We start from the raw sequence: 24,563 nt of genomic DNA on the forward strand, positions 1-24,563 counted from the left end.
TATTCTACCGGTCCTGTGCCTCTTCCTTGGAGATGCCCCAGTAGGCGGCCATCACCTTGCGCACCGCGGGCAGGGCCACGCGGCTGCCCTCCCCGCCGTTTTCAAAAAAGGCCACCACCACCAAAGGGGGGTAGGGGGCGCCGGGTTCCGCGGGGCCGTAGCCCATGTACCAGGCGTGTTCCAGGCCCGCCCGTTTGCCGGGGGTTTCCGCGGTGCCCGTCTTGCCCCCGGTGGGCACGGGGAAGCTTCCCAGCACGTGGCGGGCGGTGCCCTCCTTCACCGTTTTTCGCAAGCCTTCCTGTAGGGTTTGCCAAAAGCGCCCAGGAACCGGGGCCAGGCGGGGGCGGAGGGTTTTCTGGCCCACCTGCTTCACCAGGTGGAGGCTGGGTTTTTGCCCCCCGTTGGCGAGGGTGGCCAGCATCCGGGCCACCTGGGCCGGGGTGGCCAGGACGGGCCCTTGGCCGATGGCCACGGAAAGGGTTTCCCCAGGGTACCAGGGTTCGCCAAAGGTTTCCCGCTTCCAGGCCCGGGTGGGCAGGAGGCCCGCGCGCTCGGCGATCTCCAGCCCCGTGGCCTCCCCTAGGCCCAAAAGGCGGGCCCGGGCTGCTAGGCGGTCCACCACCCCTAGGGGGTCCTGGGCCACCGCCTGGTAGTACCAGGTGTTGCAACTCCAGGCGATGGCCTCCTTCACCGTCATGGGGCCCATGTCGTAGCCGGCCCAGTTGCGCCGCACCTGGCCCCCGTAGACCAGGTAGGGGCTGCAGCGGAAGGAGGTGGAGGGGTTCACGTACCCCTCTTCCAGAAGGGCGTAGCTGGTGGCCAACTTGAAGGTGGAGCCTGGGGTGTAGGGCTGGACCGCCCGGTTGAGGAGGGGGAAGTCCTTGTCCTGCAAAAGGGTCTGGACCTCCTGGGGTACGGGGCGGCGGGCGAAGAGGTTGGGGTCAAAGGAAGGGGCGCTGGCCATGGCCAGAACCTCCCCGGTCCTGGGGTCCAGGGCCACGATGGCCCCCTTGACCCGGGTGGCCGGGGGCAGGCCCTTTTGCCGCCGCCCGGCGTTGATGTCGGCTAGGGCCTCCTCCAGGGCCTTTTCCGCCGCCCGTTGCAGGTCCAGGTCCAGGGTCAAGACCACGTCCTGCCCCGGGGTTGGCTCCTCCAGGATGCTTTCCCGGAGCCTTTCCCCCCGGACGTTCACCTCCACCGCCCTTACCCCCCGCTTGCCCCGGAGGTAGGTTTCCAGGGCGGCCTCGAGGCCCGCCTGGCCCACCTGCTCGTCCGGGCTGTACCCCTGCTTCACCTGCTCCGCGTTGGCCTGGAGCACGTACCCCAGCACGGGGCCGGAGATGGGGTTAGGGTAGTGGCGCTCAATCCGCTCCACCAGCTTCAGGTTCTTCTGCCCCGCGGTGAGCTCGGCCAGGGTGGGGAGAAGGTGCTCGGGGACCCCGGCCTTGAGGACCGTGGGGCCCTTGACGGGGGGTAGCGCGCTAAGGCCCAGGAGGGGGAGGAGGCGCTCCTGGAAAGGGACCTCCCCCCCCTCGTACACCAGGTCCACCACCAGCCGGTCCTGGGCGATCACCCGGCCCTTGCGGTCCAGGATCCGGCCCCGGGGGGCGGGGATGCCCTCGGTCTTGAGGTAGTTGCCCTGGCTCCTTAGGGCGTACTTCTCATGCTCCAGCACCTGGAGCTGCCAGGTGCGCAAGGCCAGGAGGCCAAAGGCCACCAGGAAAAAGAGGATGAGGGCGTAAAGCCGGCCGGTCATCGCTTGGAGGGGAGGAAGCGGAGGGCGAGAAGGAAGAGGGGAAAGGTCAGGAGGCCCTCCAGCAGGAGGTCCAGGGGGGCAAGGGGGGGAAGCTCCAGCCTGAGCCAGTAGGCCACCAGGAAGTACCCCGTCCATTTGGCCAAAAAGGCCCAAAGGAAGGCGAGGAAGGCCCCCGGGGCCTCCCCCGCCACCAGGCGGCGGCTGGCCGCGTAGTGGGCGTAGGCGGCGCTCAGTAGGCCCACCCCGTGCAGGCCCAGAAGCCCAAAGCCCAGGAGGTCCTGCAGAAGCCCCAAGGCGAAGGCGGCGGGCAGGCCCAGGTAGTAGGGGGCGCTACGGGCGTAAAGGAGGGCCAGGACTAGGAAAAGATCGGGGGCCGGGAGACCTTGAGGCCAGAGCCCTCCCAAAAGGCCAGCGAGGAAGAGGGTGGCGAGGAGGCCGAGGAGGGGCTTCATAGGGGCCTGAGCACCATCACCTCCTCCAGAAGGGAAAGCTGGACCAAAGGCCGTACCCAGGCCCGCTGCTTCAGGCCCCCTTGGACCCGCTCCACCCGCTCCACCCGGCCCACGGGGATGCCGTCGGGGAAGAGGCCCAAGGGGGTGCCGGTAAGGAGGAGGTCCCCCGGGGCCACCTTGACCGTGGGGGGGAACTCGGCCACCAGGTGGTCAGGGGGGGCGCCCCGGGCGATGCCCCGGCCCGGGGCCTTTTCCGGGCGCACCCCTACTTGGCTTTCCGGGTCCAGGAGGGTGCGCACCAGGGCCCGCCGCGCCTCCACCTCCACCACCAGGCCCACCAGGCCCTCGGGGGCGGTTACGGGCATGCCGGGCCTGAGGCCGTCCTGTTCCCCTAGGCCCAGGAGGAGACGGCGGTAGAGGCCGGAGAGGTCCTCCCCCACCACCGGGGCCACCGCCACCACCCCGGGGGCCTGGGCCTTGCGCACCTCCAGGGCCCGGGAGAGGCGCTCCACCTCCAGGCGCAGCTGGCGGTTTTCCATCTCCAGGGCGCTTACCTGATCCCTTAGCCCCCGCACCTCCTGGTAGAGGTCCCGCCGCTCCAGGAGGGCGCTCAGGCCAGCCCTGAGGTTTTGCCCCAGGCGGTGGCCCAGGGTGGGCAAGGGGGCGGTGAGGGGGGAGAGGGCGAGGGCCACCCGGGGGGCCAGGGGCCGGGTGAGGGCGGCCAGGCCGAGCCCCAAGGCCAGGAGGAGGAGGAAAAGGATGCGGCGCAGGGCCACCTCGCTCATGGCCGGAACCCCCTTGCCCAAAGCAGGGCGAAGACCCGGGCCACGGGCAGGCCCACCACGGTGTAGAAATCCCCCTCCACCCCCTCCAGGAGGGCCATGCCCAGGCCCTGGGCCCCGTACCCGCCCGCCTTGTCCAGGCCCTCCCCGCTGGCCACGTACCAGGCGATCTCCTCCTCGGAGAGGGGGCGGAAGCGCACCTTGGCGGTGTGCACCTCCAGCACGGTGTCCTGGGGGGTGCGCAGGTAGAGGCCGGTGTGCACCCGGTGCTCCCGGCCCGAAAGGCGGCGCAAAAAGGCCCGGTTTTCCTCGGGGTCTTTGGGCTTACCCAAGGCCTCCCCCTCCAGGTCCACCACGGTGTCCGCCGCCAGCACCCACGCCCCGGCCACGCTCTCCCCCTTGCGCCAGGCCAGGGCCAGGGCCAGCTCCCAAGGGGGCAGGGCAAGCCCCTCCTCCGCCACCCGCGGGGGCACCACCCGCAAGGGGTAGCCCAGGGCCTCCAGCAGGGCCCTCCGGCGAGGGCTTCCCGAGGCCAGGGTGAGGACTAAAGGGGCTCCCCCGCCTCCCATAACCGCAGGACCTCCTCCCGGTAGCGTTCCGCCAGGGCCGGGCTCTTGAGGACCAGGAGGTTTTCGTTGTTCACCTGCCAGGCCCGGAGGGAGAAGTTGTAGCTGCCCGTGACCACCCAGGTCCGGTCCAGGACCATCACCTTGTGGTGCAGGGTGTAGGGGTTGGCGTCCTGGCGCACCTCGAGGCCCCCCTCCAGGAGGGCCTCTTCCCGGCTGTCCTTGAGGTTGCGCCGCTCCAGGAGGACCAGGACCCTCACCCCCCGCGCCTGGGCCTCCCGCAAGGCGGCCACCACCTGGGGGTCGGTGAGGACGAAGGCCGCCACCAAGACCTCCTCCCTGGCCTGGCGGAGGCGTTCCAGGAGGGCCTCCCGGGCCTTTTCCCCGCCCTTGGGGCTGAAGTAGGCCACCCCTTCCACCCCGTCTAGGGCGAAGGCCACGGGTTCTCCACGGCCTTCCTTTTCCCCGGCCAAGAGGGCGGCCAACTCCCGGGCGTACCCCTGGGCCAGGGTGGGGGAGGGGAGGAGGAGGCTGTTTTCGTTGTTGCGGGCAAAGGCGTTCCAGGTCATGTTGGTGCTCCCCGTCCAGACGGCCTTTCCGTCCACCACCAGGAACTTGTGGTGCATGAAGCCCTCCCGTTCGTCGTAGCAGACGGAGATCCCCACCAGGGCCTCGCAGCCTGGGGAGAGGGCCTTCACCCCTTCCTCCAGGGCCCGCCGCGGCACCCTGGGGGGCTCTTCCCTCTGCCCCAGGGAGGCCGCCACCAGGTAGCGGCGGAAGTCCTCCCGGTAGTCGCTCTCCCCGTAAAGGCGCACCCGCACCCCCCGCCGGTGGGCCTCGAGGAGGCCTTGGGCCACTTCCAGATCGCGGAACTCGTAAAAGGCCCCTTCCAGGCTTTCCTGAGCCCCGGCCATCAGGGCCAGGAGCCGGGTCTTGGCCTCTTTCCCCCCCTCGGGCATGAAGTAGACCTCGGCCCCCCCTTCCTCCACCGCCGGGGGAGCGGGGGCGCGCAGCTCCTGGTAGGCCCAAAGCAGGAGGAGGACGAGGAGGACCACGTACCCAGGAAGCCCGGCCAGGGTTCTAGTACCCATGCCCCTCCGCACCCCGTACCTCATCCCGTACCAGGGCCACGCCGCTGGAGGTGCCAAGCCTCGAGGCCCCCGCCTCCAGGAGGCGCAGGGCGGTCTCCCGGTCGCGGATCCCCCCTGCCGCCTTCACCTGGGCCCGTTCCTGGGCCAGGCTTGCCAAAAGGACCACGTCCTCCAGGCTGGCCCCCCGGGGGCCAAACCCCGTGGAGGTCTTGAGGTAGTCGGCCCCGCCCCTCAGGGCGGCTTCGGCCACGCCCCGGAGGGCCTCCGGGGTGAAATACCCGGTTTCCAGGATGACCTTGAGCACGGCCTTGGGCACGGCCTGGCGCACCGCCCGCACCTCTTCCTCCACGTAGGCCAGGTCCCCGGCCAGGGCCCGGCCCAGGTGGATGACCATGTCCACCTCGTCCGCCCCCTGGGCCAAGGCCCAGGCGGCCTCCAGGGCCTTGACCTCCTTGGCTTGGTACCCCAGGGGGAAGCCCACCACGGTCACCAGGCGGAAGGGGGCGTGGGGGTAGCGTTCCCGCACCCACCCCACGTAGCTGGGGGGGATGCATAGGCCGTAGAAGCCATAGGCCAAAGCCTCCTCCGCCACCTTGCCGATCTCCTGGGGGGTGGCGGTGGGCTTGAGGAGGGTGTGGTCGATGTGGGCGGCCAGGTCCATACCCTGCCATCATACGCAAAGGCCGTGATAGGATGGAAAGAGGCCCCTTCTTTGGGGCTTTTTTTGAGGTCAAGATGCTGGCAGTCGGAATCGTCGGTCTACCCAATGTGGGCAAGTCCACCCTCTTCAACGCCCTCACCCGGGCTGGGGCCTTGGCGGCCAACTACCCCTTCGCCACCATCGACAAGAACGTGGGGGTGGTGCCCCTGGAGGACCCGCGGCTTTACGCCCTGCAAAGGGTCTTCGCCAAGGGGGAGAGGGTGCCTCCCGTGGTCCCCACCCACGTGGAGTTCGTGGACATCGCCGGCCTGGTGAAGGGGGCCCATAAGGGCGAGGGCTTGGGCAACCAGTTCCTGGCCCACATCCGCGAGGTGGCGGCCATCGCCCACGTGCTCCGCTGCTTCCCCGATCCCGATGTGGTCCACGTCATGGGCCGCCTGGACCCCTTGGAGGACGCCGAGGTGGTGGAAACCGAGCTGCTCCTGGCGGACCTGGCTACCCTGGAGAGGCGTCTGGAACGCCTGCGCAAGGAGGCCCGGGCCAACCGGGAGATGGCGCCCCTCCTGGAGGCCGCGGAAGGGCTTTACGCCCACCTGCAGGAAGGGCGGCCCGCCCGCACCTTCCCCCCTTCGGAGGAGGTCCGCCGCCTCCTCAAGGAAACCCCCCTCCTCACCGCCAAGCCGGTGATCTACGTGGCCAACGTGGCCGAGGAGGACCTCCCCGATGGGGCCAGTAGCCCCCAGGTGCAGGCCGTGCGGGCGAAGGCCCAGGCGGAAGGGGCGGAGGTGGTGGTGGTCTCCGCCCGGCTGGAGGCGGAGCTGGCCGAGCTTGCCCCGGAAGAAGCCCAGGAGCTTCTTTCGGCTTACGGCCTTAGGGAAAGCGGCTTACAGCGCCTGGCCCGGGTGGGGTACAAGGCCCTTTCCCTCCTCACCTTCTTCACCGCTGGGGAGAAGGAGGTGCGGGCCTGGACGGTCCGTCAAGGGGCCAAGGCCCCGGAGGCGGCGGGGGAGATCCACTCCGACATGGAGCGGGGGTTTATCCGGGCCGAGGTGATCCCCTGGGACAGGCTGGTGGAGGCCGGGGGGTGGGCTAGGGCCAAGGAGCGGGGCTGGGTGCGCCTCGAGGGCAAGGACTATGTGGTCCAGGACGGGGATGTCCTGTACATCCTCTTCAACGCCTAAGGGGGTTTGACGCCGCTTGCCTTTTGTCCTACAATCCCCTTGGACGCTGGGGCGTCGTCTAATGGCAGGACAGCGGACTTTGGATCCGCCGGTCGTGGTTCGAGTCCACGCGCCCCAGCCACCTCTTTTTCATAGGACTTTCGCATCCCTTGGCTAAACTGGCCGCGTGGCGGCGGAGTATCCAGGCCTTCTCCTATTAAGCCGCAGCCCGGCCCTGCGGGCTTACGTGGAACTGGTCCTCTCCGAGGCCCAGGTTCCCGTGGCGTACTTTGATTCGGCCCGGGAGGGGCTTTTTTGGCTCCTGGACCATACCCCCCGCCACATCCTCCTGGACGAGGACCTGGACGTGGACCCCTTTGCCGCCGCCATCCGGATCAAGCACGTCAAGCGCCTAAAGGATATTCCCCTGGCCATCCTGATCTCCCCGTCGGAAAAGCTCCGCACCACCGCCGAGGTGGTGCGGGTGGTGCCCGTGGAGAAGCCCCTCACCCGGGAGAAGCTTTACCGCTTCCTGGGGATCGCCCCCTAGGGGGAGGGCTTGGGTAAACTGGTGGGCGTGCGGGCCGTGCGCCTGGTCCTTCTCCTTTTGGCGGGCCTGGTGGCGGGGGCGGTCCTGGCCCTGGGCTACCTGGCCTACGCCTACACCCGGGGCCTGCCCGACCTTTCCCAGTTGGACCGCTTGCGCCTCACCGCCACCTCTACCCTGTACGCCCGGGACGGCAGCCTCCTGGCCCAGATCGCCAGCGTGGAGGAGGGGCGGGCCATCCACCGTAGCCTGGTCCGCCTGAAGGAGGTTTCCCCCGCCGCCCTGGCCGCTTTGGTCTTCTCCGAGGACCGCCGCTACTACCAGCACTACGGGGTGGACCCGGTGCGCCTCCTGGGGGCCCTCTACGCCATCCTGCGGGGGGATCTCCAGGGGGGGAGCACCATCACCACCCAGGTCATCAAGAACACCCTCCTCAAGGAGCTGGCCCAGGCCCGCTCCCTGGAGCGCAAGCTCAAGGAGTGGGCCCTGGCCCTGGAGCTGGAGCGGCGCTACACCAAGGCGGAGATCCTGGAGATGTACCTGAACGTGGTCCCCTGGGGAGGGAACGCCGTGGGCCTCAAGGGGGCGGCGGAGGCCTACTTCGGCAAGGACCCCGCCGCCTTGAGCCTGGCCGAGGGCCTCTACCTGGCCTCCTTGGTCCCGGCCCCCAACGCCCGGTATGGCGACCTCAAGGGGGTGCGGGCGCGGATGCGCCTTCTCCTGGACCAGATGGTGGCCGAGGGGTGGGTGAGCCGGGAGGTGGCGGAGGCGGCCTGGCGGGAACCCTTGGTGCCCAGGGGGTGGGAGGCCCGTTACGACGGGGAGGGGAACCTCCTGGAGGCCCGGCTGGTGGACCCCGAGGCCCGGCTTTTGGGGGAGATGGAGGTAAGCCTGGCCCCCCACTTTGTCCTGGAGGTGCGCCGCTTCCTCGAGGCCCGCTTTGGCCGGGAAAAGGTCTACGGGGAGGGGGGGCTTAGGGTCTACACCACCCTGGACCCGGCCATGCAGCGGGCGGCGGAGGCGGCGGCCAGGGGGGCCCGCCTGCCCGAGGGGGCGGATCTGGCCCTGGTGGGCCTGGACCCGGAAACGGGGGAGGTGCTGGCCCTGGTGGGGGGGGTGCGGCGGGAGGGGGATGAGTACAACCGGGCCACCCGGGCCCTGAGAAACCCGGGAAGCGCGGTCAAGCCCTTCGTCTACGCCACCGCCTTTGAGGAGGGCTGGACCCAGGCCACCCTGGTTCCCGACCGCCCCCTGGAGTTCCCCGACCCCAGCCAAAAGGACGGGGTCTGGCGGCCCAAGAACTTCTCCGGCACCTTCCTCAACCGGGAGATCAGCGTGCGCTACGCCCTGGACCTTTCCCTGAACCTTCCCGCCGTCTACACCGCCCAGGCCATCGGGGTGGAAAAGGTGGCCAGGAAGCTTTCCCAGGCGGGCTTTGCCGTGCGCTACCCCACCTTGGCCATCGCCATCGGGGGGGCCTCCATCACCCCCGTGGATCTGGCCGCGGCCTACGCCGCCTTTGCCAACGGCGGCTACCGGGTGACGCCCCTATACGTGCTCCGGGTGGAGGATGCCCGGGGCCAGGTCCTCTACCAGGGGGTACCGGAGCGGCGTCCCCTCTTCAGCCCCCAGGCCGCCTACCAGGCCTGGGACCTCCTCAAGGGATATGTCTACGACCTGGGGGAGCGGGGCCTGGCCAAGGGGGCCCGCATCCCTGGCCGGGTGGTGGGGGGCAAGACCGGGACCACCAACGAGGCCCGGGACCTCTGGTTTGCCGGGGTAACCCGGGGGCTTGCCGCGGTGGTCTGGGTGGGGCGGGACGACAACCAGCCCCTGCGCATGGGGGGGAGGGAGCCCAGCAGTTCCGTGGTCAACCCCCCCATCTGGCGGGCCTTCGTGGCCGAGGCCCTCAGGGGCCGGCCCACGGGGGACTTTCCCCCGCCTTCGGGCCTGGTCAAGGCGCGGATGGACCTCCTCTCTGGACTGGCCTCGGCCCAGGGGGTGGAGGCCTGGTTCCCCCAGGACAGGCTTCCCTTGGCCCCTGCCCCTCCCGAAAGCGTGGCCCCGCCCCCGCCCACCCCGGCTTCCCCGGGCCTCGAGGCCCCGCCCGTCCAACCCTCCCCCGAACCTCCCACCCCGCCGGAGGAAACCCCATGAGCGAGCCCCTTTTGGAGCGCGTGCGCATCGTCTTGGTGGAACCCCAGGAGCCCATGAACGTGGGGGCGGTGGCCCGGGCCATGAAGAACTTCGGCCTCTCCCAGCTCTACCTGGTGAACCCCCACCCGCGGGTGGGCCCCCCCTGGGCCCGGGAGGCCTACTGGCTCGCCGTGCACGCCGAGGACCTCCTGGACCGGGCCCAGGCGGTGGGAAGCCTGCGGGAGGCCCTGGAGGGGGTGCACCTGGTGGTGGCCACCACGGGGAGGCCCCGGGAGCTCTACCCGGCCCCCCTGGTCCCGGCCTGGGAGGTTCCCGGGCGGGTCCTAACCGTGGCCGGGCCGGTGGCCCTGGTCTTTGGCCGGGAGACCTTCGGCCTCACCAACGAGGAGCTGGACCTGGCCCACCTCATCGGCACCATCCCCACCGCCCCCGAGCAGCCCTCCTTGAACCTGGCCCAGGCGGTGGTGGTCTTCGCCTACGAGCTGTACAAGGCCGCCCTAGGGGGGAGTGTGGAGGCGCGGGAGGAGCTGGCCGAGGTGGCCGCCCTGGAGGCGCTCTTTGACGACCTGGGCCGCTACATCCTGGAGATCGGCTTTACCGACGCCCACCGCCACCCCTACGCCATGCGCCGTCTGCGGCGCATCCTGCACAAGGCCCGGCTCTCCCCGGGGGAGGTGCAGCTCCTAAGGGGACTCCTCCACCAGAGCCGCTTCGCCATGGGGAAGAAGCATGGCTAGCCAAGGCCTGTACCGCCTCGTCCGCCTGGCCCAGCGCCTCCTCCCCCCCCTGATCGCCTCCGTGGTGGTGCTCTTTGAGCTGGCCCTCCTGCCCTACCGCCACGCCGACGGGGTGCTCTGGCTCCGCCTAGGGTTTTACGGCCTGGTGGGGCCCTTGGTCACCTATGCCGTGCTGGAGTGGATCGCCCAGGAGGTCCTGGAGAAGCTGCGGGCGGAAAAGGCCCTGGAGGAGGCCAACCGCCGCCTTATGGCCGCGGGCCTGGTGTTCCGGGAGGCCTTGGAGAGCGAGAACCTGGAGGAGGCGGTGCAGCGCATGGCCCAGGCCCTGCAGCAGACCCTGGGCTACCCCGTGGCCCTCGAGGCCGAAGGGGTGCGGGCGGGGGAGGAGTGCGGGGGGGTGCGGGTGGAGTTGCCGGGCCTGAAGGGCTTTCTGGAGGCCTGCCCCCCGGCTCCCGAGCGGGCCTTCCTCGAGGTCCTGGCCCACGAGGTGGCGGGGGCCTTGCAGTCGGTGGTGGCCCGGAGCCGCGACCGCCTCACCCTGTTTGAGGTGGACCAGGCCCTGAAGGCCGAGGCCAACCTGGACCGCCTCCTGGAAGGGCTTCTGGACCGCATCCAGGCCTGGGCTGAGGCCCAGGGGGCGGGGGTCCTCCTCCTGGATGAGGAAGGCTTCCTCGTGCCCCGGGTGGTGCGGGGGCTGGCCCTCCCCCCCCACCCCTTCCTGCCCGAGGGGGCCTGGAAGGGGGCCCTGGAGGGGCCGGTCTTCGTGGCCCCTGAGCTTCTGGCCCTTCCCCTCAAGGCCCGGGAGACCGTGGGCGTGCTGGCGGTGAAGGGCAAGGACCTCTCCCGCCGCATCCCCTTCCTCTCCTTCCTGGCCTCCCAGGTGGCCCTGGCGGTGCGGAACGCCCAGGCCTACCTGCGGGCCGAGGAGCTGGCCATCAACGAGGAGCGCACCCGTATCGCCCGGGAGATCCACGACGGCATCGCCCAGAGCCTGGCCTTCATGGCCCTGAAGCTGGACCTGGCCGAGCGCCTCCTGGACAAGGACCGGGAGGCGGCCCTAAGGGCCTTGGCCGAGGTCAAGGAAACCCTCAGGGCCCAGATCCGGGAGGTGCGGCGGAGCATCTTCGCCCTACGGCCCATTGACCTGGAGCGCTACGGCTTTCTGGAGTCCGTGCGCCGCTACGCCCAGGCCTTTGCCGAGCAGGCGGGGTTTCGGGTCCACCTTTCCCTGCCCGAGGCGGTGGGCCTCTCCCAGGCCAGCGAGCTGGTCCTCTTCCGCGTGCTGCAGGAAGCCCTCACCAACGCCGCCAAGCACGGCAAGCCCACCCGGGTGGAGGTGGAGCTCCGCCCCCTAGGGGAGCGGGGGGCGCGGCTTTGCGTGCGGGACAACGGCCGGGGCTTCCACAGCCCCGAGGCCCAGGGCCTGGGGGGGTTTGGCCTCACCCAGATGCGGGAGCGGGTGGAGGCCCGGGGGGGTCGGTTCGCCGTGCGCTCCGAGCCGGGAAAGGGCACGGAGGTGGTGGCGGAGGTGCCCTACTAGGCCCGTATCATGGGAGGCATGGAGGGCCCTATCCGGGTGCTTTTCGTCTGTCTGGGCAACATCTGCCGCAGCCCCCTGGCCGAGGGGGCCTTTCGCAAGCTCTTGAGGGAGCGGGGCCTGGAGGGACGGTTTGAGGTGGACTCCGCGGGCACCGGGGCCTGGCACGCCGGGGAGCCCATGGACCCCAGGGCCCGGAAGGTCTTGGAGGCCCAAGGAGCCTATTTCCCCCACGTGGCCCGGGCCATGACCCGGGAGGACGCCCTTTCCTTCCACCACATCCTGGTCATGGACCGGGAGAACCTAAAGGAGGTCCTCGCCCGCTTCCCCGAGGCCAGGGGAAAGGTGCGCCTCCTCCTGGACTACCTGGGGGGAGGGGAGGTGGCCGACCCCTACTACGGGGACCTGCAGGACTGCCTCGAGGCCTACTGGACCGTGGAGGCCGCCTGCCGGGCCTTCCTGGACCGCCTGGAGGAGGATGGAACCCTTGGCCCTGCTAGGGCGGGCGGGGCTTGAGGCCCAGGGCCCGCCCCTTCCCCTCCACGGGGGGGAGATGGCCCAGGTCTACCGCCTGGGGCCCTATGTGGTCAAGCTGGCCCGGGGGGCCCCGCCGGGGTTTTTCCCCGCCGAGGCCCGGGGGCTGGCTGCCCTTGGGGCCTACGGGGTCCGGGTCCCCCGGGTCTACTGGGTGGGGGAGGAGGGGCTGGTGCTGGAGTTTTTGCCGGAGGGCCCAGAGGACTGGGAGGCCCTGGCGGGGATGCTGGCCCGGCTCCACCGCCGGCGGGAAGCGGCCTACCGGGCCGAGCCGGGGTTTTTGGGCACCTTTCCCCTGCCCGGGCGGGAGGGTGGGGATTGGACGGAGTTTTTCTTTCTCCGCTGTATAGAACCCCTCCTCGCCGCCACCTGGAGCCGCCTGGAGGGGCTTGGCCCCAGGGTGGAGGCCCTTTTCCGCACCCCTTTGCCCGCCGAGGGGCCTTCCCCCCTGCATGGGGACCTTTGGCGGGGGAACCTCCGCTTTACCCCTGAGGGCCCGGCCCTCCTGGACCCCTCCTTCTTCGTGGGCGAGCGGGGGGTGGACCTGGCCATGATGCGCCTGTTTGGCGGATTTCCCCAGGCCTTCTGGCGCGCCTACCGCGCCCTTTACCCCATCCCGGAGGCGGTGGAGCGGGCCCTGCCCCGTTACCAGGTCTACTACCTCCTGGCCCACGTCCACTTCTTCGGCCCGGGGTACCTGGGGGGCTTATGGAAGGCGATTTCCGCCTCTTAGGCCCCATTGACCTCCTGCAGCTTCTGGCCCAGGGGGGCAGGACGGGGCTTTTCGCCGTGGAGGTGGCCGAGGGGGTGGGGGAGGTCTACCTGGAGCGGGGCCGCCCCGTCCACGCCGTCTTCCGCGACAAGGTGGGCCGGGAAGCCCTCCTCGAGGTCCTGGCCCTGAAGGCGGGCCGCTTCCGCTTTCTTCTAGGCCAGCGGCCACCCCGGGGCTCCCTGGAAGGGCCCTTGGAGGCCTACCTGCTCCAGGCCATCCGCCTCCTGGACGAGCGGGTGGAGGTGGGGCCTTTTGACCTGGTGCGCCCTGCCCCCAAGGCCGAGGCCCTCCAGGCCACCTTGGACCCCGAGGAGCTTTCCTTGCTCCTGGCTCTGGGGGAGGGGAAAAGCCCCCTGGACCTGGTGGCGGGGCTGGGCCGGCCTTTGGCCGAGGTCCTCCGCCGCCTGGGCCACCTGGCCCGGCTCCGCCTGGTGGCGGTCTCCCCCCGGGTGCCCCGCACGGCCCGGCTCCGGCTGGCCCTGGGCCGCAAGGGGGCCCAGGTGGAAGCCCTCCTCCTCCGGGCCTGGCGGGAGCACTACGGGGCCTTCCGCCGGGTGCGGGTGAAGGGGGCTAAGGAGCTCCTCCTGGAGGTGGAGGGGGCGGAAGGGCTGGGGGTGGAGCTCTGGCTTTCCCCCGAGCTCCTCCTCTTCCACGGGCTCAAGGTGGGGGAGGAGGTTCTGGTCTGGCCAGAGGTTTAGTATAGTGCCCCCATGCCGGAGCCCCTGGTGGCCTTGGAGTCGGCGGTCCTTACCCACGGACTGCCTTACCCCTTGAACCTGGAGACGGCGGAAGCCCTGGAGGCCGCGGTGGCCCAGGAGGGGGCCATCCCCAAGACCATCGCCCTGGTGGAGGGAAAGGTGCGGGTGGGCCTTTCCCGGGAGGAGAAGGAGGCCCTGGCCCGGGGAGGGGCGGAGAAGGCCAGCCTGTGGAACCTGCCCGCCCTCCTGGCCCAAGGGAAAAGCGCCGGCACCACGGTGGCCGCCACCATTCACCTGGCCCACCGCCACGGCATCCGGGTCTTCGCCACGGGGGGGATCGGCGGGGTGCACCCCGAGCCCTACGACGAGAGCGCCGACCTCCTGGCCTTGGCCCGCACCCCCCTCCTGGTGGTGGCCTCCGGCCCCAAGGCCATCCTGGACCTACGGGCCACCCTGGAGCGGCTGGAAACCCTGGGGGTGGTCCTGGTGGGGTACCGCACGGACCGCCTACCGGCCTTTTTCTCCCCCTCCTCCCCCTTCCCGGTGCCCGCCCGGGTGGAAACCCCCCTCGAGGCCGCCCGGGTATACCTGGAGGCCCGGGAGCTGGGCCTGGGGGCCGTTCTCCTGGTGAACCCCGTCTCCCAGGGGCTGCCCTTTGAGCGGGTGGCGGCCTGGGTGGAGGAGGCGAGCCACCAGGCGGCCCGGGAAGGGATCTACGGCAAGGCCCTGACCCCCTACCTCCTGCGGCGGCTTTCCGAGCTTTCCCGGGGGGAGACGGACCGGGTCAATGGCCTTCTCCTGCGGGAGAACGCCCGCCTGGCGGCCCAGGTGGCCTTGGCCCTTTCCGGGCTAGAATAGCCTTGTGTGCGAGCTGGGGGAAAGGTTGCGCCGGGCGCGGGAGGAGAAGGGGCTCTCCCTAAGGGAGGCCGCGGAAAGGCTTTCCCTGAAGGCCAGGGTGTTGGAGGCCCTCGAGGAATGCCGCTTCGCCGAGCTGCCCGAGCCGGCCCTGGCCCGGGGTTACCTGCGCCGCTACGCCCTCCTCCTGGGCCTGGACCCCGAGCCCCTCTTGGCCCTCTACCCCCGTGGTCCCGAACCCTCCTTTTCCCCCGCCCCCCCCGCCCGCAGGCCCCAGAGGGTATGGCTTCTCCTTCTCCTCCCCCTCCTCCTGGGCCTGGGCTATGGGGCCTACCGGCTCCTGCGCCCTGAGCCTGCCCAGGTGGTCCAGATCCCCTCGGAGCCCCTTCCCCACGCGCCCCAGCGTCACCCTCTCCGGGTGGTGAGCGACCCCCCGGGGGCCAGGGTCTACCTGGACGGTTTCTACCTGGGCCAGACCCCCTTGGAAACCCCTCCCCTGGAGGGGGGAAGGCGGGTCCTGCGCCTGGAGCTTCCCGGCTACCAAAGGCTGGAGGAGGTCCTGCTCCTGGACCGGCCCCTTTCCCTCAACTACCGCCTTCTCCCCGCGCCCGCGCAAGCCCCGGCCCCGCCCGCTGCCACCCCAGTCCCTTCGGGCAAGCTGGTGCTGAGGCTGGAAGGGCGGAGCTGGCTCCGGATCACCCAGGGGGAGAAACGGGTCTACGAGGGCATCCCCCAGGTGGGGACGGAGCTGGCCTTTGACCTGCCGGTGGAGGTGCGGGCGGGCAACCCAGGTGCGGTGCGGGTCTTTTTGGAGGGGCAGGACCTGGGCCTTTTGGGGGAGCCGGGGAAGCCCCTCACCCGCCGCTTCCCCTAGGGGCGTGGGAAGGCTATACTTTTCCCTTGTTGGGGCCACGGGCCCTCAGGAGGCGTATGGCGAAGATTGGCTTCGTGAGCCTTGGTTGCCCCAAGGCCCTGGTGGACTCCGAGCAGATCCTCTCCCGGCTCAAGGCCTTAGGCTACGAGACCAGCCCCACCTACGAGGAGGCGGAGCTGGTGGTGGTGAACACCTGCGGCTTCATCACCCCGGCGGTGGAGGAGAGCCTCGAGGCCATTGGGGAAGCCTTACGGGAAAACGGCCGGGTGGTGGTCACGGGGTGCCTGGGGGCCAGGCCCGAGGTCATCCGCGCCCGCTACCCCCAGGTCCTGGAGGTCACGGGCCCCGGGGAGGTGGAGCGGGTTCTAGAGGCCGTGCAACAGGCCTTGCCCGCGCCCCGGGATCCCTTGCTGGACCTCATCCCGCCCCAGGTGAAGCTCACCCCACGGCACTACGCCTACCTCAAGCTGAGCGAGGGCTGCAACCACCGCTGCAGCTTCTGCATCATCCCTAGCCTCCGGGGCCCCTTGCGCTCAAGGGATGCGGCGGAGGTGCTGGCGGAGGCCGCCCGCCTGGTGGCCACCGGCACCCGGGAACTCCTCCTCATCGCCCAGGACCTCTCCGCCTACGGGGTGGACCTGGGCCACCGGGAGAGTTTCTGGGGGGACCGGCTGGTGCGGGCGGAGCTTAGGGACCTTCTGGCCCACATGGCCGAGCTTGGGGCCTGGATCCGCCTCCACTACGTCTACCCCTACCCCCACGTGCGGGACCTTCTCCCCCTCATGGCCGAGGGCAAGGTCCTGCCCTACCTGGACGTGCCCTTGCAGCACGCCTCCGAGCGCATCCTCCGGCTCATGCGCCGTCCTGGGGGGTACGAGAGCCACCTCAAGACCCTCAGGGCCTGGCGGGAGGTGGTCCCGGAGCTGGCCGTGCGCAGCAGCTTCATCGTGGGCTTCCCCGGGGAAACGGAGGAGGACTTCAGGCTCCTTTTGGACTTCCTGGAGGAGGCGGAGCTGGACCGGGTGGGGGTCTTCACCTACTCCCCGGTGGAAGGCGCCTCGGCCAATGCCCTGCCGGGGCAGGTGCCGGAGGAGGTGAAGGAGGAGAGGAAGGCCCGCCTCCTGGAGGTCCAGGCCCGGATCAGCCTGCGGAAAAACCAGGGCTGGGTGGGCAAGACCCTGGAGGTCCTGGTGGACGAGCTTCCCGAGCCCGGCTTGGCTGTGGGCCGCAGCTACCGCGACTCCCCGGGCATCGACGGCCTGGTCTATGTGGAAACGGACGGCACGGTCCGGGTGGGGGAGAGGGTGCGGGCGCGCATCACCCGGGCGGAGACCTACGACCTTTACGGGGTTCAGGTTTAGGATAGGGGCGGTATGTACATCGTCATCGCCGGGGGCGGGGAAGTGGGCGGAGAGGTGGCCCGCACCCTGGAGAAGGCCCATGAGGTGGTGGTCATTGACCGCAACCCCCAGGCCAAGGAGCGCTTTGCCCACCTGGACGTGAAGGTGGTGGTGGGGGGGGCCACGGACCCCGACACCCTGAGGGAGGCGGGGGTGGACCGGGCCGACCTTTTCATCGCCAGCACCGACTCCGACGAGATCAACCTCCTGGCCTCCCTGCTGGCCAAGGGCCTGGGGGCCAGGCAGACCCTGTGCTTCGTGGGCAAGGGGGGGTATGTGGAGGTGCTCACCGACCCCCGGACCGCGGAGATCCTGGGCACCCGCATCGACAAGGTGCTCTGGCCCCAGCGGGCCATGGCCCGGGAGATCGTGGAGGTGATCCTGGTCCCCGGGGCGGTGGACACCGAGGTGCTGGCCGGGGGGCGGCTCCGCTTCGTGGAGTACCGGGTGACGGAGGGGGGGCCTTACGACCACCGCCTCTTCGCGGGGGAAACCTGGCCTGAGGGGGTGCTGGTGGTGGGGGTGGTGCGGGACGGTACCTTTCTGAGCTTCGCCCACCCCGACTTCCCCGAGCTGGTCCTGGAGCCGGGGGATAAGCTGCTTTTCGTCACTACCCTGCGGGCTTTCCCGGAGCTCGAGGCCTGCTTCGCCACGGGTCGGGAGGTGCGGCGGGTGATGGTGATCGGCGGGGGGAATGTGGGCTTCATGGTGGCCCAGGAGCTCCTCAGGAGGCGGCGGGAGGTGGTGATCATTGAGCCCAACCGGGAGCGGTGCGAATGGCTTTCCCAGGAGCTTTCCGGGGCCCTCATCATCCAGGGGGATGGCACCGACCTGGAGCTTTTGGAGGCCGAGGGATTGCAGGAGGCGGACGCGGTGGTGGCGGTGACCGACAACGACGAGAAGAACCTCCTGGCCTCCCTCCTCGCCAAACAGCTGGGGGTGAGCAAGGTGATCACCCGGGTTTCCCGCTCGGAAACCCGGCGGCTTTTTGAGCAGGTGGGCATTGACCTGCCCCTCACCCCCCGGCAGGCGGCGGTGCGGGCGGTCTTGGACTTCCTGGGGCCGGAGAACGTGGAGCACGTTTCCACCATGGACGAGAACATTGAGCTTTTGGAGGTGGAGTTGCCCGAGGGCTTCCGGCCCCGGGCCCTGGGGGTCTTGGCCGCGCCCCAGGTGGCCCCGGTGGCCTTGGAGCGGGACCACCGGGTGATGCTCTACCGCAAGGACCTCGAGGCCCTCCCCGGGGATCGGCTCTTCCTGGTGGCGGCGCGGGAGGTGGCGGATGAGGCCGTGGCCCGCATCGTCGGCTAGGCCAGGGTTCCGCTCCAGCCTTTACCTTCTAGGCCTCACCTACCAGGGGTTCGGCCTCCTCCTGGCCGCCTTTACCCTTCTGGCCTTCTTCCTGGGGGAGGATGCCCGGGGCTTTGCCCTGGGGGCGATCCTGGGCCTGGGGGTGGGCCGGGGGCTCCAGCTTCTAGGCCATCCCCAGGCCCAGCCCAAGCGGGCCGAGGTCTTCGCCACCGTGGCCCTCCTCTGGATCCTGGTGCCTGCCCTGGGGGCCGTGCCCTACTGGGTCTCGGGGGGGATGCCCTACCTGGATGCCCTTTTTGAGGCCGTGTCCGGGTTTACCACCACCGGGGCCACCGCCCTCCAGGACTTTAGCCTTTTTGGGGAAAGCCTTTTCCTCTGGCGGAGCCTTACCCAGTGGATGGGGGGGATCGGGATCGTGGTGCTCTTTTTGGTGATCTTCCCCCAGCTCCAGGTGGCGGGCCGCCAGGCCTTTTTTGCCGAGAGCACCGGGGTGGAGAAGGAGCGGCTCACCCCCAGGCTTCGCCACACCGCCCAGGCGGTGCTCCGGGTCTACGTGGCCCTTACGGGGATGGCCCTTCTGGCTTACTGGCTTGCGGGGATGCCGCCCTTTGAGGCCCTGGCCAACGCCCTCACCACCATCCCCGCCGGCGGGTTTAGCCCCAACCCCCAGAGCTTCGCCACCTACGCACCCCTGGCCCAGTGGCTGGGCACGCTTTTCATGTTCCTGGCCGGGGCGAACTTCCTCCTCCAATACCGCCTCCTCTTTGGCCGGGAGGTGGGACCCCTCCTGCGGGACGCGGAGTTTAGGGCCTACGGGGTCCTGGTGCTCTTGGCTGGCCTTCTCCTTGCCCTTTACCTTTACACCCATCACCTCTATGGCCTCGAGGCCAGCCTGCGCCACGCCTTTTTCCAGGTGGTCTCCATCCTCACCACCACCGGCTTCGCCAGCGTGGACTTCGCCCAGTGGGTGGTGCCGGCCCAGGCCATCCTGGTCCTCCTCATGTTCGTGGGGGGGAGTGCGGGCTCGGGGGCGGGGGGGATCAAGGTGGTGCGCTGGCTCCTCCTCTTCGGCCTCCTGCGCCGGGAGATCACCCGCACCCTCCACCCCCAGGCGGTCTTGCCCTTGCGCCTGGGGCAACGGGTGGTTTCTGAGGAGGCCCTGCGCCAGGTTTCCGTCTTCGTCTTTCTCTACACCGTCCTCTTCGGCTTCGGCACCCTGGCCGTGGCCCTCCTGGAGGGGGATTTCGTGGTGGCCTTCACCGCCAGTGCCCAAGCCATCGGCAACATCGGGCCGGGCCTGGGCCCCATCGGCCCCATGGGCTCCTATGCTGGGTTGCACCCCCTTTCCAAGCTGGTCCTCATCCTGCAGATGTGGGCCGGCCGGATCGAGATCCTGCCCGTGGTCCTCCTCTTCAGTCCCGAGCTTTGGCGCAGGCTCCGGTAGCCCCAAGGGGTATAATCCTCTCTCGTGAGGACCTTGGGACACATCACGGCCATGCCTCTCCTGCCCGAGCCCCTTTCCGGGCTCAAGGAGCTGGCCTACAACCTTTGGTGGAGCTGGAATCCGGAGGCAGCGGAGCTCTTTCAGGAGATAGACCCTTCGTTGTGGAAGCGCTTCCGGGGCAACCCGGTGAAGCTGCTCCTGGAAGCGGACCCGGGCCGCCTCGAGGGGCTGGCCGCCACCAGCTACCCTGCCCGGGTGGGGGCGGTGGTGGAGGCCCTGCGGGCCTACCTCAGGGAAAGGGAGGAGAAGCAGGGGCCCTTGGTGGCCTACTTCTCGGCGGAATACGGCTTCCACAGCTCCTTGCCCATCTACTCCGGCGGGCTTGGCGTGCTGGCCGGGGACCACGTGAAGGCGGCCAGCGACCTCGGCCTCAACCTGGTGGGGGTGGGAATCTTTTACCACGAGGGCTACTTCCACCAGCGCTTAAGCCCGGAAGGGGTCCAGGTGGAGGTCTACGAAACCCTGCACCCCGAGGAGCTCCCCCTGTACCCCGTGCAGGACCGGGAAGGGCGGCCCTTGCGGGTGGGGGTGGAGTTCCCCGGGCGCACCCTCTGGCTTTCCGCCTACCGGGTCCAGGTGGGGGCGGTGCCCGTCTACCTCCTCACCGCCAACCTGCCGGAAAACACCCCCGAGGACCGGGCCATCACGGCCAGGCTCTACGCCCCGGGCCTGGAGATGCGCATCCAACAGGAGTTGGTCTTGGGCCTTGGGGGGGTGCGCCTCCTGAGGGCCTTGGGACTAGCCCCCGAGGTCTTCCACATGAACGAGGGCCACTCCGCCTTCCTAGGCCTGGAGCGGGTGCGGGAGCTGGTGGCCGAGGGGCATCCTTTCCCTGTGGCCCTGGAGCTGGCCCGGGCCGGGGCCCTCTTCACCACTCACACCCCTGTTCCCGCCGGGCACGACGCCTTTCCCCTGGAGCTGGTGGAGCGCTACCTGGGGGGATTCTGGGAGCGGATGGGTACCGACCGGGAGACCTTCCTCTCCCTGGGCCTGGAGGAGAAGCCCTGGGGGAAGGTCTTCTCCATGTCCAACCTGGCCCTCAGGACCAGCGCCCAGGCCAACGGGGTGTCCCGGCTCCACGGGGAGGTTTCCCGGGAGATGTTCCACCACCTGTGGCCGGGCTTCCTGCGGGAGGAGGTGCCCATCGGCCACGTGACCAACGGGGTGCACACCTGGACCTTCCTCCACCCCAGGCTGCGCCGCCACTACGCCGAGGTCTTTGGCCCCGAGTGGCGCAAGCGCCCCGAGGACCCCGAGACCTGGAAGGTGGAGGCTTTGGGCGAGGAGTTCTGGCAGATCCACAAGGACCTGCGGGCCGAGCTGGTGCGGGAGGTGCGCACCCGGCTTTATGAGCAGCGCCGCCGCAACGGGGAAAGCCCAAGCCGCCTGCGGGAGGCGGAAAAGGTCCTGGACCCCGAGGCCCTCACCATCGGCTTTGCCCGGCGCTTCGCCACCTACAAGCGGGCGGTCTTGCTCTTCAAGGATCCCGAGCGCCTTCGCAGGCTCCTCCATGGCCACTACCCCATCCAGTTCGTTTTCGCTGGCAAGGCCCACCCCAAGGACGAGCCGGGAAAGGCCTACCTTCAGGAGCTCTTCGCCAAGATCCGCGAGTACGGCCTGGAGGACCGGATGGTGGTCCTGGAGGATTACGACATGTACCTGGCCCGGGTCCTGGTCCACGGCTCCGATGTCTGGCTCAACACCCCCCGCCGCCCCATGGAGGCCTCGGGCACAAGCGGCATGAAGGCCGCCCTGAACGGGGCCTTGAACCTAAGCGTCCTGGACGGCTGGTGGGCCGAGGCCTACAACGGTAAAAACGGCTTCGCCATCGGGGACGAGCGGGTCTACGAGAGCGAAGAGGCCCAGGACATGGCTGATGCCCAGGCCCTGTACGACGTGCTGGAGTTTGAGGTCCTGCCCCTTTTCTACGCCAAGGGCCCCGAGGGCTACTCCTCGGGCTGGCTCTCCATGGTCCACGAGAGCCTGCGCACCGTGGGGCCCCGGTACAGCGCCGCCCGCATGGTGGGGGATTACCTGGAGATATACCGCCGGGGCGGGGCCTGGGCCGAAGCGGCCCGGGCGGGACAGGAGGCCCTGGCCGCCTTTCACCAGGCCCTTCCCGCCCTGCAGGGGGTGACCCTCCGGGCCCAGGTCCCTGGGGACCTGACCCTGAACGGGGTTCCCATGCGGGTCCGGGCCTTCCTGGAGGGGGAGGTGCCGGAGGCCCTGCGGCCCTTCCTCGAGGTCCAGCTGGTGGTGCGCCGCTCCAGCGGCCACCTGGAGGTGGTGCCCATGCGGCCAGGGCCCGATGGGTACGAGGTGGCCTACCGCCCTTCCCGTCCCGGGAGCTACGCCTACGGGGTGCGGCTTGCCCTCCGTCACCCCATCACCGGCCACGTGGCTTGGGTGCGCTGGGCCTAGGGCGTATAAGCTTGGCCCTGGCCCCTAGCCTTTGCCCTTTCCCATGGGGGGTAGCATGTATAATCTCCCCGTGCACCTTTGGAGGTGAGGCATGAAGAAGTGGCTCCTTTTCCTAAGTCTGCTGGCGCTTCCCCTGGGCCTGGCCCAGGTGCGCACCTTTGAGCAGGTCCAGCGTGCGGGGGAGATCCGCATCGGCACCGAAGGGGCCTTTCCCCCCTTCAACTACTTTGATGCCAAAAACCAGCTCACCGGCTTTGAGATTGACCTGGGCAACGCCCTGGCCAAGAAGCTGGGCCTGAAGGCCACCTGGATCACCCAGGCCTTTGACACCCTCCTCATCCAGCTCAACCAGGGCCGCTTTGACTTCGTCATCGCCTCCCACGGCATCACCGAGGAGCGGGCCAAGGCCGTGGACTTCACCAACCCCCACTACTGCACCGGCGGGGTCATCGTGGCCAAGAAGGGCGGGCCCAAGACCGCCAAGGACCTCCAGGGTAAGGTGGTGGGGGTGCAGCTAGGCACCACGTACATGGAAGCTGCCCAGAAGATCCCTGGGGTCAAGGGGGTTCGCACCTACCAGAAGGACCCCGATGCCCTCCAGGACCTTCTGGCGGGCCGCCTGGATGCCTGGATCACCGACCGCTTCGTGGCCAAGGAGGCCATCAAGGAGCGCAAGCTGGAAGGGACCCTGCAGCTTGGCGAGCTGGTCTTCCAGGAGAAGGTGGCCATGGCGGTGGCCAAGGGGAACAAGAGCGTTTTGGAAGCCCTCAACCGCGCCCTGGCCGACTTGATGAAAGACGGCACCTACGCACAAGTATCCAAGAAGTGGTTCGGCGAGGACGTCCGGTGCCGGTAAACCCCTCCTGGGCCCGGGGCGCCTAAGCCCTGGGCCTTTTCCCTGCCAAATATGCCCGCTTGGTTCCGCATCCCCCTTCTCCTCGCCCTCCTGGTGGGGGGGTATTTTCTCCTCTTCGCCCTTCTGGGCCTAGCCCTGGAACGCTACTTCCTCCTTGCGGGCTTCGGTCCCGAGCGGGCGGCCTCCGCTGGAGAGGCGTTGGCCGTGGGCGCGGAGATCACCTTGAAGCTCACCCTGATCTCCGGCCTGGCTGGCCTTTTCATCGGCATCTTTGCCGGGATGTTCCGCCTTTCCGCCCGGCCCTGGGTGCGCCTTCCCGCCACCTTCTACATCTGGGTGACCCGGGGGACGCCTCTTTTGGTGCAGATCCTCTTCGCCTACAACGCCCTTCCCCTCCTCCTCCAGCCCCTCTGGCCCGAGGCCCAGCAGGCCCTTACCCCCTACTGGGCGGCCTTTATCGCCCTTTCCTTCAACGTGGGGGCTTACAACGCCGAGGTGGTGCGGGCCGGGATCCAGGCTATTCCCAAGGGGCAGTGGGAGGCTGCCTGGTCCTTGGGCCTTTCCCCTGCGGACACCATGCGCTTCGTCATCCTGCCCCAGGCCCTGCGCATCGTGGTGCCGCCCTTGGTCAACAACGTGGTGGCCCTTCTCAAGGACTCCTCCCTGGCCAGCGTCATCGCCCTGACCGAGCTGGCCCTTTCCGGGCAGCGCATCATCTCCGCCACCTTCCGCCCGGTGGAGGTGTACCTGGCGGTGGCCGCCCTATACCTTCTCCTGACCACGGTCCTCACCCTCTTCACCAACCGCCTGGAGGGGCGGCTCAGGGTGGCCGGGCGCTAGGGCTTGTGTAGGAAAGGGGCAAGGGGTATACTACTTGATGGTGCTAAGGGGGTGTAACTTTATTATGAGGATCAGGAGCTGGCTTGTTTTGGGAGTGGCCTTCCTAGGGCTTTCGCTAGCTCAAGAGTTTATCACGATTGGTTCGGGATCTACCACGGGAGTCTACTTTTTTGTAGCTACTGGCATGGCCAAGCTAGTGAATGATGCCAACGTTGGTTTGCGGGCCAACGCTCGATCTACGGGAGGTAGCATCGCTAACATCAACGCCATCGCTGCTGGAGAGTTTGAGATGGCTTTGGCTCAAAATGACATCGTTTCCTACGCCTACCAAGGTTGTTGCATCACCGCTTTTGATGGCAAGCCGATAAAGGGAATTCGGGCTCTAGCTAACCTATATCCGGAAGTTATTCATATCGTGGCCCGTGCGGACGCTGGCATCCGCACCGTGGCCGACCTGAAAGGGAAGCGGGTGGTGGTGGGGGATGTGGGCTCGGGCACGGAGCAGAACGCCCGGCAGATCCTGGAGGCCTACGGCCTGCGCTTTGAGGACCTGGGCCAAGTTATCCGGGTGAGTCCTAACCAAGGGTCTCAGCTCTTGCAGGAGAGGCGGGCAGATGCTTTCTTCTTCACCGCTGGTCTAGGGGCAAGCGCTATTCAGCAAGCTGCCCTTACCACGCCCATTGCCCTGGTGGCGGTGGACCTGGGCAAGGTGCAGGCCATCGCCAAGAAGTACCCCTTCTACGTGGGCTTTAACATTCCTGGGGGGACGTACAAGGGGGTGGACGTGACCACGCCCACGGTGGCGGTGCAGGCCATGCTGATCGCTGCGGAGAAGCTTTCCCCTGACACCGTCTACCGCTTCATGAAGGCGGTTTTTGCTGACCAGGCGGCTTTCAAGAAGATCCACCCCAACCTGGAGCGTTTCTTTGACCTTTCCCGGGCCGCCCGGGGCCTGCCCATCCCCCTGCACCCCGGGGCGGAGCGCTTCTACAAGGAAATCGGGGTCTTGAAGTAGGCTTAGGAGCAAGCCCGGGGGCCCCGCCTGGGGCCCC

General features: G+C 69.1%; 23 protein-coding genes and 1 tRNA gene. 18 read left to right on the plus strand and 6 right to left on the minus strand.

Annotated elements, in window-relative coordinates; genetic code table 11:
* Window positions 1-4: 4 nt before the first annotated feature.
* The 6 genes from TCCBUS3UF1_RS04645 to deoC are packed head-to-tail and all read right to left on the minus strand — an operon-like array spanning window position 5 to window position 5,308.
* A complete protein-coding gene (locus tag TCCBUS3UF1_RS04645; RefSeq protein WP_014515351.1) occupies window positions 5-1,756 on the minus strand; it encodes a penicillin-binding transpeptidase domain-containing protein in 1,752 nt (583 codons plus the stop codon).
* The gene (locus TCCBUS3UF1_RS04650) at window positions 1,753-2,208 is read right to left on the minus strand and encodes a rod shape-determining protein MreD (protein ID WP_014515352.1); all 456 of its coding nucleotides are present in this window, start codon (window positions 2,206-2,208) and stop codon (window positions 1,753-1,755) included. The genes TCCBUS3UF1_RS04645 and TCCBUS3UF1_RS04650 overlap by 4 nt, the downstream gene beginning before the upstream one ends.
* Window positions 2,205-2,993: a rod shape-determining protein MreC gene (gene mreC, locus TCCBUS3UF1_RS04655; RefSeq protein WP_014515353.1), complete on the minus strand. Its 789-nt coding sequence runs from the start codon at window positions 2,991-2,993 to the stop codon at window positions 2,205-2,207. The genes TCCBUS3UF1_RS04650 and mreC overlap by 4 nt, the downstream gene beginning before the upstream one ends.
* Window positions 2,990-3,559 carry a nucleoside triphosphate pyrophosphatase gene (locus TCCBUS3UF1_RS04660; protein WP_014515354.1) on the minus strand — a complete coding sequence of 190 codons (570 nt, stop codon included), beginning with the start codon at window positions 3,557-3,559 and terminating at the stop codon, window positions 2,990-2,992. Before TCCBUS3UF1_RS04660 ends, mreC begins: the two co-directional genes overlap by 4 nt.
* Entirely contained in the window at window positions 3,535-4,647 is a 1,113-nt protein-coding gene (locus TCCBUS3UF1_RS04665) for a phosphatidylserine/phosphatidylglycerophosphate/cardiolipin synthase family protein (protein WP_155983261.1), read from the minus strand. Before TCCBUS3UF1_RS04665 ends, TCCBUS3UF1_RS04660 begins: the two co-directional genes overlap by 25 nt.
* Window positions 4,637-5,308 carry a deoxyribose-phosphate aldolase gene (gene deoC, locus TCCBUS3UF1_RS04670; RefSeq protein ID WP_014515356.1) on the minus strand — a complete coding sequence of 224 codons (672 nt, stop codon included), beginning with the start codon at window positions 5,306-5,308 and terminating at the stop codon, window positions 4,637-4,639. Before deoC ends, TCCBUS3UF1_RS04665 begins: the two co-directional genes overlap by 11 nt.
* A gap of 74 nt (window positions 5,309-5,382) precedes the next feature.
* Here deoC and ychF point away from each other — a divergent pair, with 74 nt between their 5' ends.
* From ychF to TCCBUS3UF1_RS04760, 18 genes are all read left to right on the plus strand, one after another.
* The gene (gene ychF / locus TCCBUS3UF1_RS04675; RefSeq protein WP_041433970.1) at window positions 5,383-6,489 is read left to right on the plus strand and encodes a redox-regulated ATPase YchF; all 1,107 of its coding nucleotides are present in this window, start codon (window positions 5,383-5,385) and stop codon (window positions 6,487-6,489) included.
* Window positions 6,490-6,536: 47 nt separating this feature from the next.
* Window positions 6,537-6,610 (plus strand) — tRNA-Gln (locus TCCBUS3UF1_RS04680).
* Between the two features lie 45 nt (window positions 6,611-6,655).
* Window positions 6,656-7,018, plus strand: coding sequence for a hypothetical protein (locus tag TCCBUS3UF1_RS04685; protein ID WP_014515358.1), 363 nt, complete (start codon window positions 6,656-6,658; stop codon window positions 7,016-7,018).
* A gap of 21 nt (window positions 7,019-7,039) precedes the next feature.
* Window positions 7,040-9,172 carry a transglycosylase domain-containing protein gene (locus tag TCCBUS3UF1_RS04690; protein ID WP_014515359.1) on the plus strand — a complete coding sequence of 711 codons (2,133 nt, stop codon included), beginning with the start codon at window positions 7,040-7,042 and terminating at the stop codon, window positions 9,170-9,172.
* On the plus strand, window positions 9,169-9,909 hold the full coding sequence (locus tag TCCBUS3UF1_RS04695) for an RNA methyltransferase (protein ID WP_014515360.1): 741 nt from the start codon (window positions 9,169-9,171) through the stop codon (window positions 9,907-9,909). Before TCCBUS3UF1_RS04690 ends, TCCBUS3UF1_RS04695 begins: the two co-directional genes overlap by 4 nt.
* Complete coding sequence (locus TCCBUS3UF1_RS04700; protein WP_014515361.1) at window positions 9,902-11,449, plus strand: sensor histidine kinase; 1,548 nt, start codon at window positions 9,902-9,904, stop codon at window positions 11,447-11,449. The genes TCCBUS3UF1_RS04695 and TCCBUS3UF1_RS04700 overlap by 8 nt, the downstream gene beginning before the upstream one ends.
* A 9-nt stretch (window positions 11,450-11,458) precedes the next feature.
* Window positions 11,459-11,962, plus strand: coding sequence for a low molecular weight protein-tyrosine-phosphatase (locus TCCBUS3UF1_RS04705; RefSeq protein ID WP_041433765.1), 504 nt, complete (start codon window positions 11,459-11,461; stop codon window positions 11,960-11,962).
* A complete protein-coding gene (locus TCCBUS3UF1_RS04710) occupies window positions 11,925-12,713 on the plus strand; it encodes a fructosamine kinase family protein (protein WP_041433766.1) in 789 nt (262 codons plus the stop codon). Before TCCBUS3UF1_RS04705 ends, TCCBUS3UF1_RS04710 begins: the two co-directional genes overlap by 38 nt.
* Window positions 12,689-13,450: a DUF4388 domain-containing protein gene (locus TCCBUS3UF1_RS04715; protein WP_014515364.1), complete on the plus strand. Its 762-nt coding sequence runs from the start codon at window positions 12,689-12,691 to the stop codon at window positions 13,448-13,450. Before TCCBUS3UF1_RS04710 ends, TCCBUS3UF1_RS04715 begins: the two co-directional genes overlap by 25 nt.
* Before the next feature lie 12 nt (window positions 13,451-13,462).
* The gene (locus TCCBUS3UF1_RS04720) at window positions 13,463-14,308 is read left to right on the plus strand and encodes a pseudouridine-5'-phosphate glycosidase (RefSeq protein WP_014515365.1); all 846 of its coding nucleotides are present in this window, start codon (window positions 13,463-13,465) and stop codon (window positions 14,306-14,308) included.
* A gap of 4 nt (window positions 14,309-14,312) precedes the next feature.
* Complete coding sequence (locus TCCBUS3UF1_RS04725) at window positions 14,313-15,179, plus strand: RodZ domain-containing protein (protein ID WP_014515366.1); 867 nt, start codon at window positions 14,313-14,315, stop codon at window positions 15,177-15,179.
* 56 nt (window positions 15,180-15,235) lie between these two features.
* On the plus strand, window positions 15,236-16,540 hold the full coding sequence (rimO, locus tag TCCBUS3UF1_RS04730; RefSeq protein WP_014515367.1) for a 30S ribosomal protein S12 methylthiotransferase RimO: 1,305 nt from the start codon (window positions 15,236-15,238) through the stop codon (window positions 16,538-16,540).
* A 12-nt stretch (window positions 16,541-16,552) separates the two neighbouring features.
* A complete protein-coding gene (gene trkA, locus TCCBUS3UF1_RS04735; protein WP_014515368.1) occupies window positions 16,553-17,890 on the plus strand; it encodes a Trk system potassium transporter TrkA in 1,338 nt (445 codons plus the stop codon).
* Window positions 17,862-19,334 (plus strand): TrkH family potassium uptake protein, encoded by a 1,473-nt coding sequence (locus TCCBUS3UF1_RS04740; protein WP_014515369.1) that lies wholly within the window; start codon window positions 17,862-17,864, stop codon window positions 19,332-19,334. The genes trkA and TCCBUS3UF1_RS04740 overlap by 29 nt, the downstream gene beginning before the upstream one ends.
* Window positions 19,335-19,358: 24 nt before the next feature.
* Window positions 19,359-21,815 carry an alpha-glucan family phosphorylase gene (glgP, locus tag TCCBUS3UF1_RS04745; RefSeq protein WP_196793728.1) on the plus strand — a complete coding sequence of 819 codons (2,457 nt, stop codon included), beginning with the start codon at window positions 19,359-19,361 and terminating at the stop codon, window positions 21,813-21,815.
* Between the two features lie 91 nt (window positions 21,816-21,906).
* Complete coding sequence (locus tag TCCBUS3UF1_RS04750; RefSeq protein ID WP_014515371.1) at window positions 21,907-22,671, plus strand: ABC transporter substrate-binding protein; 765 nt, start codon at window positions 21,907-21,909, stop codon at window positions 22,669-22,671.
* 51 nt (window positions 22,672-22,722) lie between these two features.
* The gene (locus TCCBUS3UF1_RS04755; protein WP_014515372.1) at window positions 22,723-23,511 is read left to right on the plus strand and encodes an amino acid ABC transporter permease; all 789 of its coding nucleotides are present in this window, start codon (window positions 22,723-22,725) and stop codon (window positions 23,509-23,511) included.
* Between the two features lie 64 nt (window positions 23,512-23,575).
* The gene (locus tag TCCBUS3UF1_RS04760) at window positions 23,576-24,526 is read left to right on the plus strand and encodes a TAXI family TRAP transporter solute-binding subunit (RefSeq protein WP_014515373.1); all 951 of its coding nucleotides are present in this window, start codon (window positions 23,576-23,578) and stop codon (window positions 24,524-24,526) included.
* Window positions 24,527-24,563: the final 37 nt, after the last annotated feature.

Origin of the sequence: Thermus sp. CCB_US3_UF1, from assembly GCF_000236585.1 — a bacterium.
GTDB lineage: Bacteria > Deinococcota > Deinococci > Deinococcales > Thermaceae > Thermus.

Bases quoted from the DNA above. Each gene is read 5' to 3' on its own strand.
- TCCBUS3UF1_RS04645 (WP_014515351.1), bottom strand. From the start codon at position 1,756: ATGACCGGCCGGCTTTACGCCCTCATCCTCTTTTTCCTGGTGGCCTTT.
- TCCBUS3UF1_RS04650 (WP_014515352.1), bottom strand. From the start codon at position 2,208: ATGAAGCCCCTCCTCGGCCTCCTCGCCACCCTCTTCCTCGCTGGCCTT.
- mreC (WP_014515353.1), bottom strand. From the start codon at position 2,993: ATGAGCGAGGTGGCCCTGCGCCGCATCCTTTTCCTCCTCCTCCTGGCC.
- TCCBUS3UF1_RS04660 (WP_014515354.1), bottom strand. From the start codon at position 3,559: ATGGGAGGCGGGGGAGCCCCTTTAGTCCTCACCCTGGCCTCGGGAAGC.
- TCCBUS3UF1_RS04665 (WP_155983261.1), bottom strand. From the start codon at position 4,647: ATGGGTACTAGAACCCTGGCCGGGCTTCCTGGGTACGTGGTCCTCCTC.
- deoC (WP_014515356.1), bottom strand. From the start codon at position 5,308: ATGGACCTGGCCGCCCACATCGACCACACCCTCCTCAAGCCCACCGCC.
- ychF (WP_041433970.1), top strand. From the start codon at position 5,383: ATGCTGGCAGTCGGAATCGTCGGTCTACCCAATGTGGGCAAGTCCACC.
- TCCBUS3UF1_RS04695 (WP_014515360.1), top strand. From the start codon at position 9,169: ATGAGCGAGCCCCTTTTGGAGCGCGTGCGCATCGTCTTGGTGGAACCC.
- TCCBUS3UF1_RS04700 (WP_014515361.1), top strand. From the start codon at position 9,902: ATGGCTAGCCAAGGCCTGTACCGCCTCGTCCGCCTGGCCCAGCGCCTC.
- TCCBUS3UF1_RS04705 (WP_041433765.1), top strand. From the start codon at position 11,459: ATGGGAGGCATGGAGGGCCCTATCCGGGTGCTTTTCGTCTGTCTGGGC.
- TCCBUS3UF1_RS04710 (WP_041433766.1), top strand. From the start codon at position 11,925: ATGGAACCCTTGGCCCTGCTAGGGCGGGCGGGGCTTGAGGCCCAGGGC.
- TCCBUS3UF1_RS04715 (WP_014515364.1), top strand. From the start codon at position 12,689: ATGGAAGGCGATTTCCGCCTCTTAGGCCCCATTGACCTCCTGCAGCTT.
- TCCBUS3UF1_RS04720 (WP_014515365.1), top strand. From the start codon at position 13,463: ATGCCGGAGCCCCTGGTGGCCTTGGAGTCGGCGGTCCTTACCCACGGA.
- rimO (WP_014515367.1), top strand. From the start codon at position 15,236: ATGGCGAAGATTGGCTTCGTGAGCCTTGGTTGCCCCAAGGCCCTGGTG.
- trkA (WP_014515368.1), top strand. From the start codon at position 16,553: ATGTACATCGTCATCGCCGGGGGCGGGGAAGTGGGCGGAGAGGTGGCC.
- TCCBUS3UF1_RS04740 (WP_014515369.1), top strand. From the start codon at position 17,862: ATGAGGCCGTGGCCCGCATCGTCGGCTAGGCCAGGGTTCCGCTCCAGC.
- TCCBUS3UF1_RS04750 (WP_014515371.1), top strand. From the start codon at position 21,907: ATGAAGAAGTGGCTCCTTTTCCTAAGTCTGCTGGCGCTTCCCCTGGGC.
- TCCBUS3UF1_RS04755 (WP_014515372.1), top strand. From the start codon at position 22,723: ATGCCCGCTTGGTTCCGCATCCCCCTTCTCCTCGCCCTCCTGGTGGGG.
- TCCBUS3UF1_RS04760 (WP_014515373.1), top strand. From the start codon at position 23,576: ATGAGGATCAGGAGCTGGCTTGTTTTGGGAGTGGCCTTCCTAGGGCTT.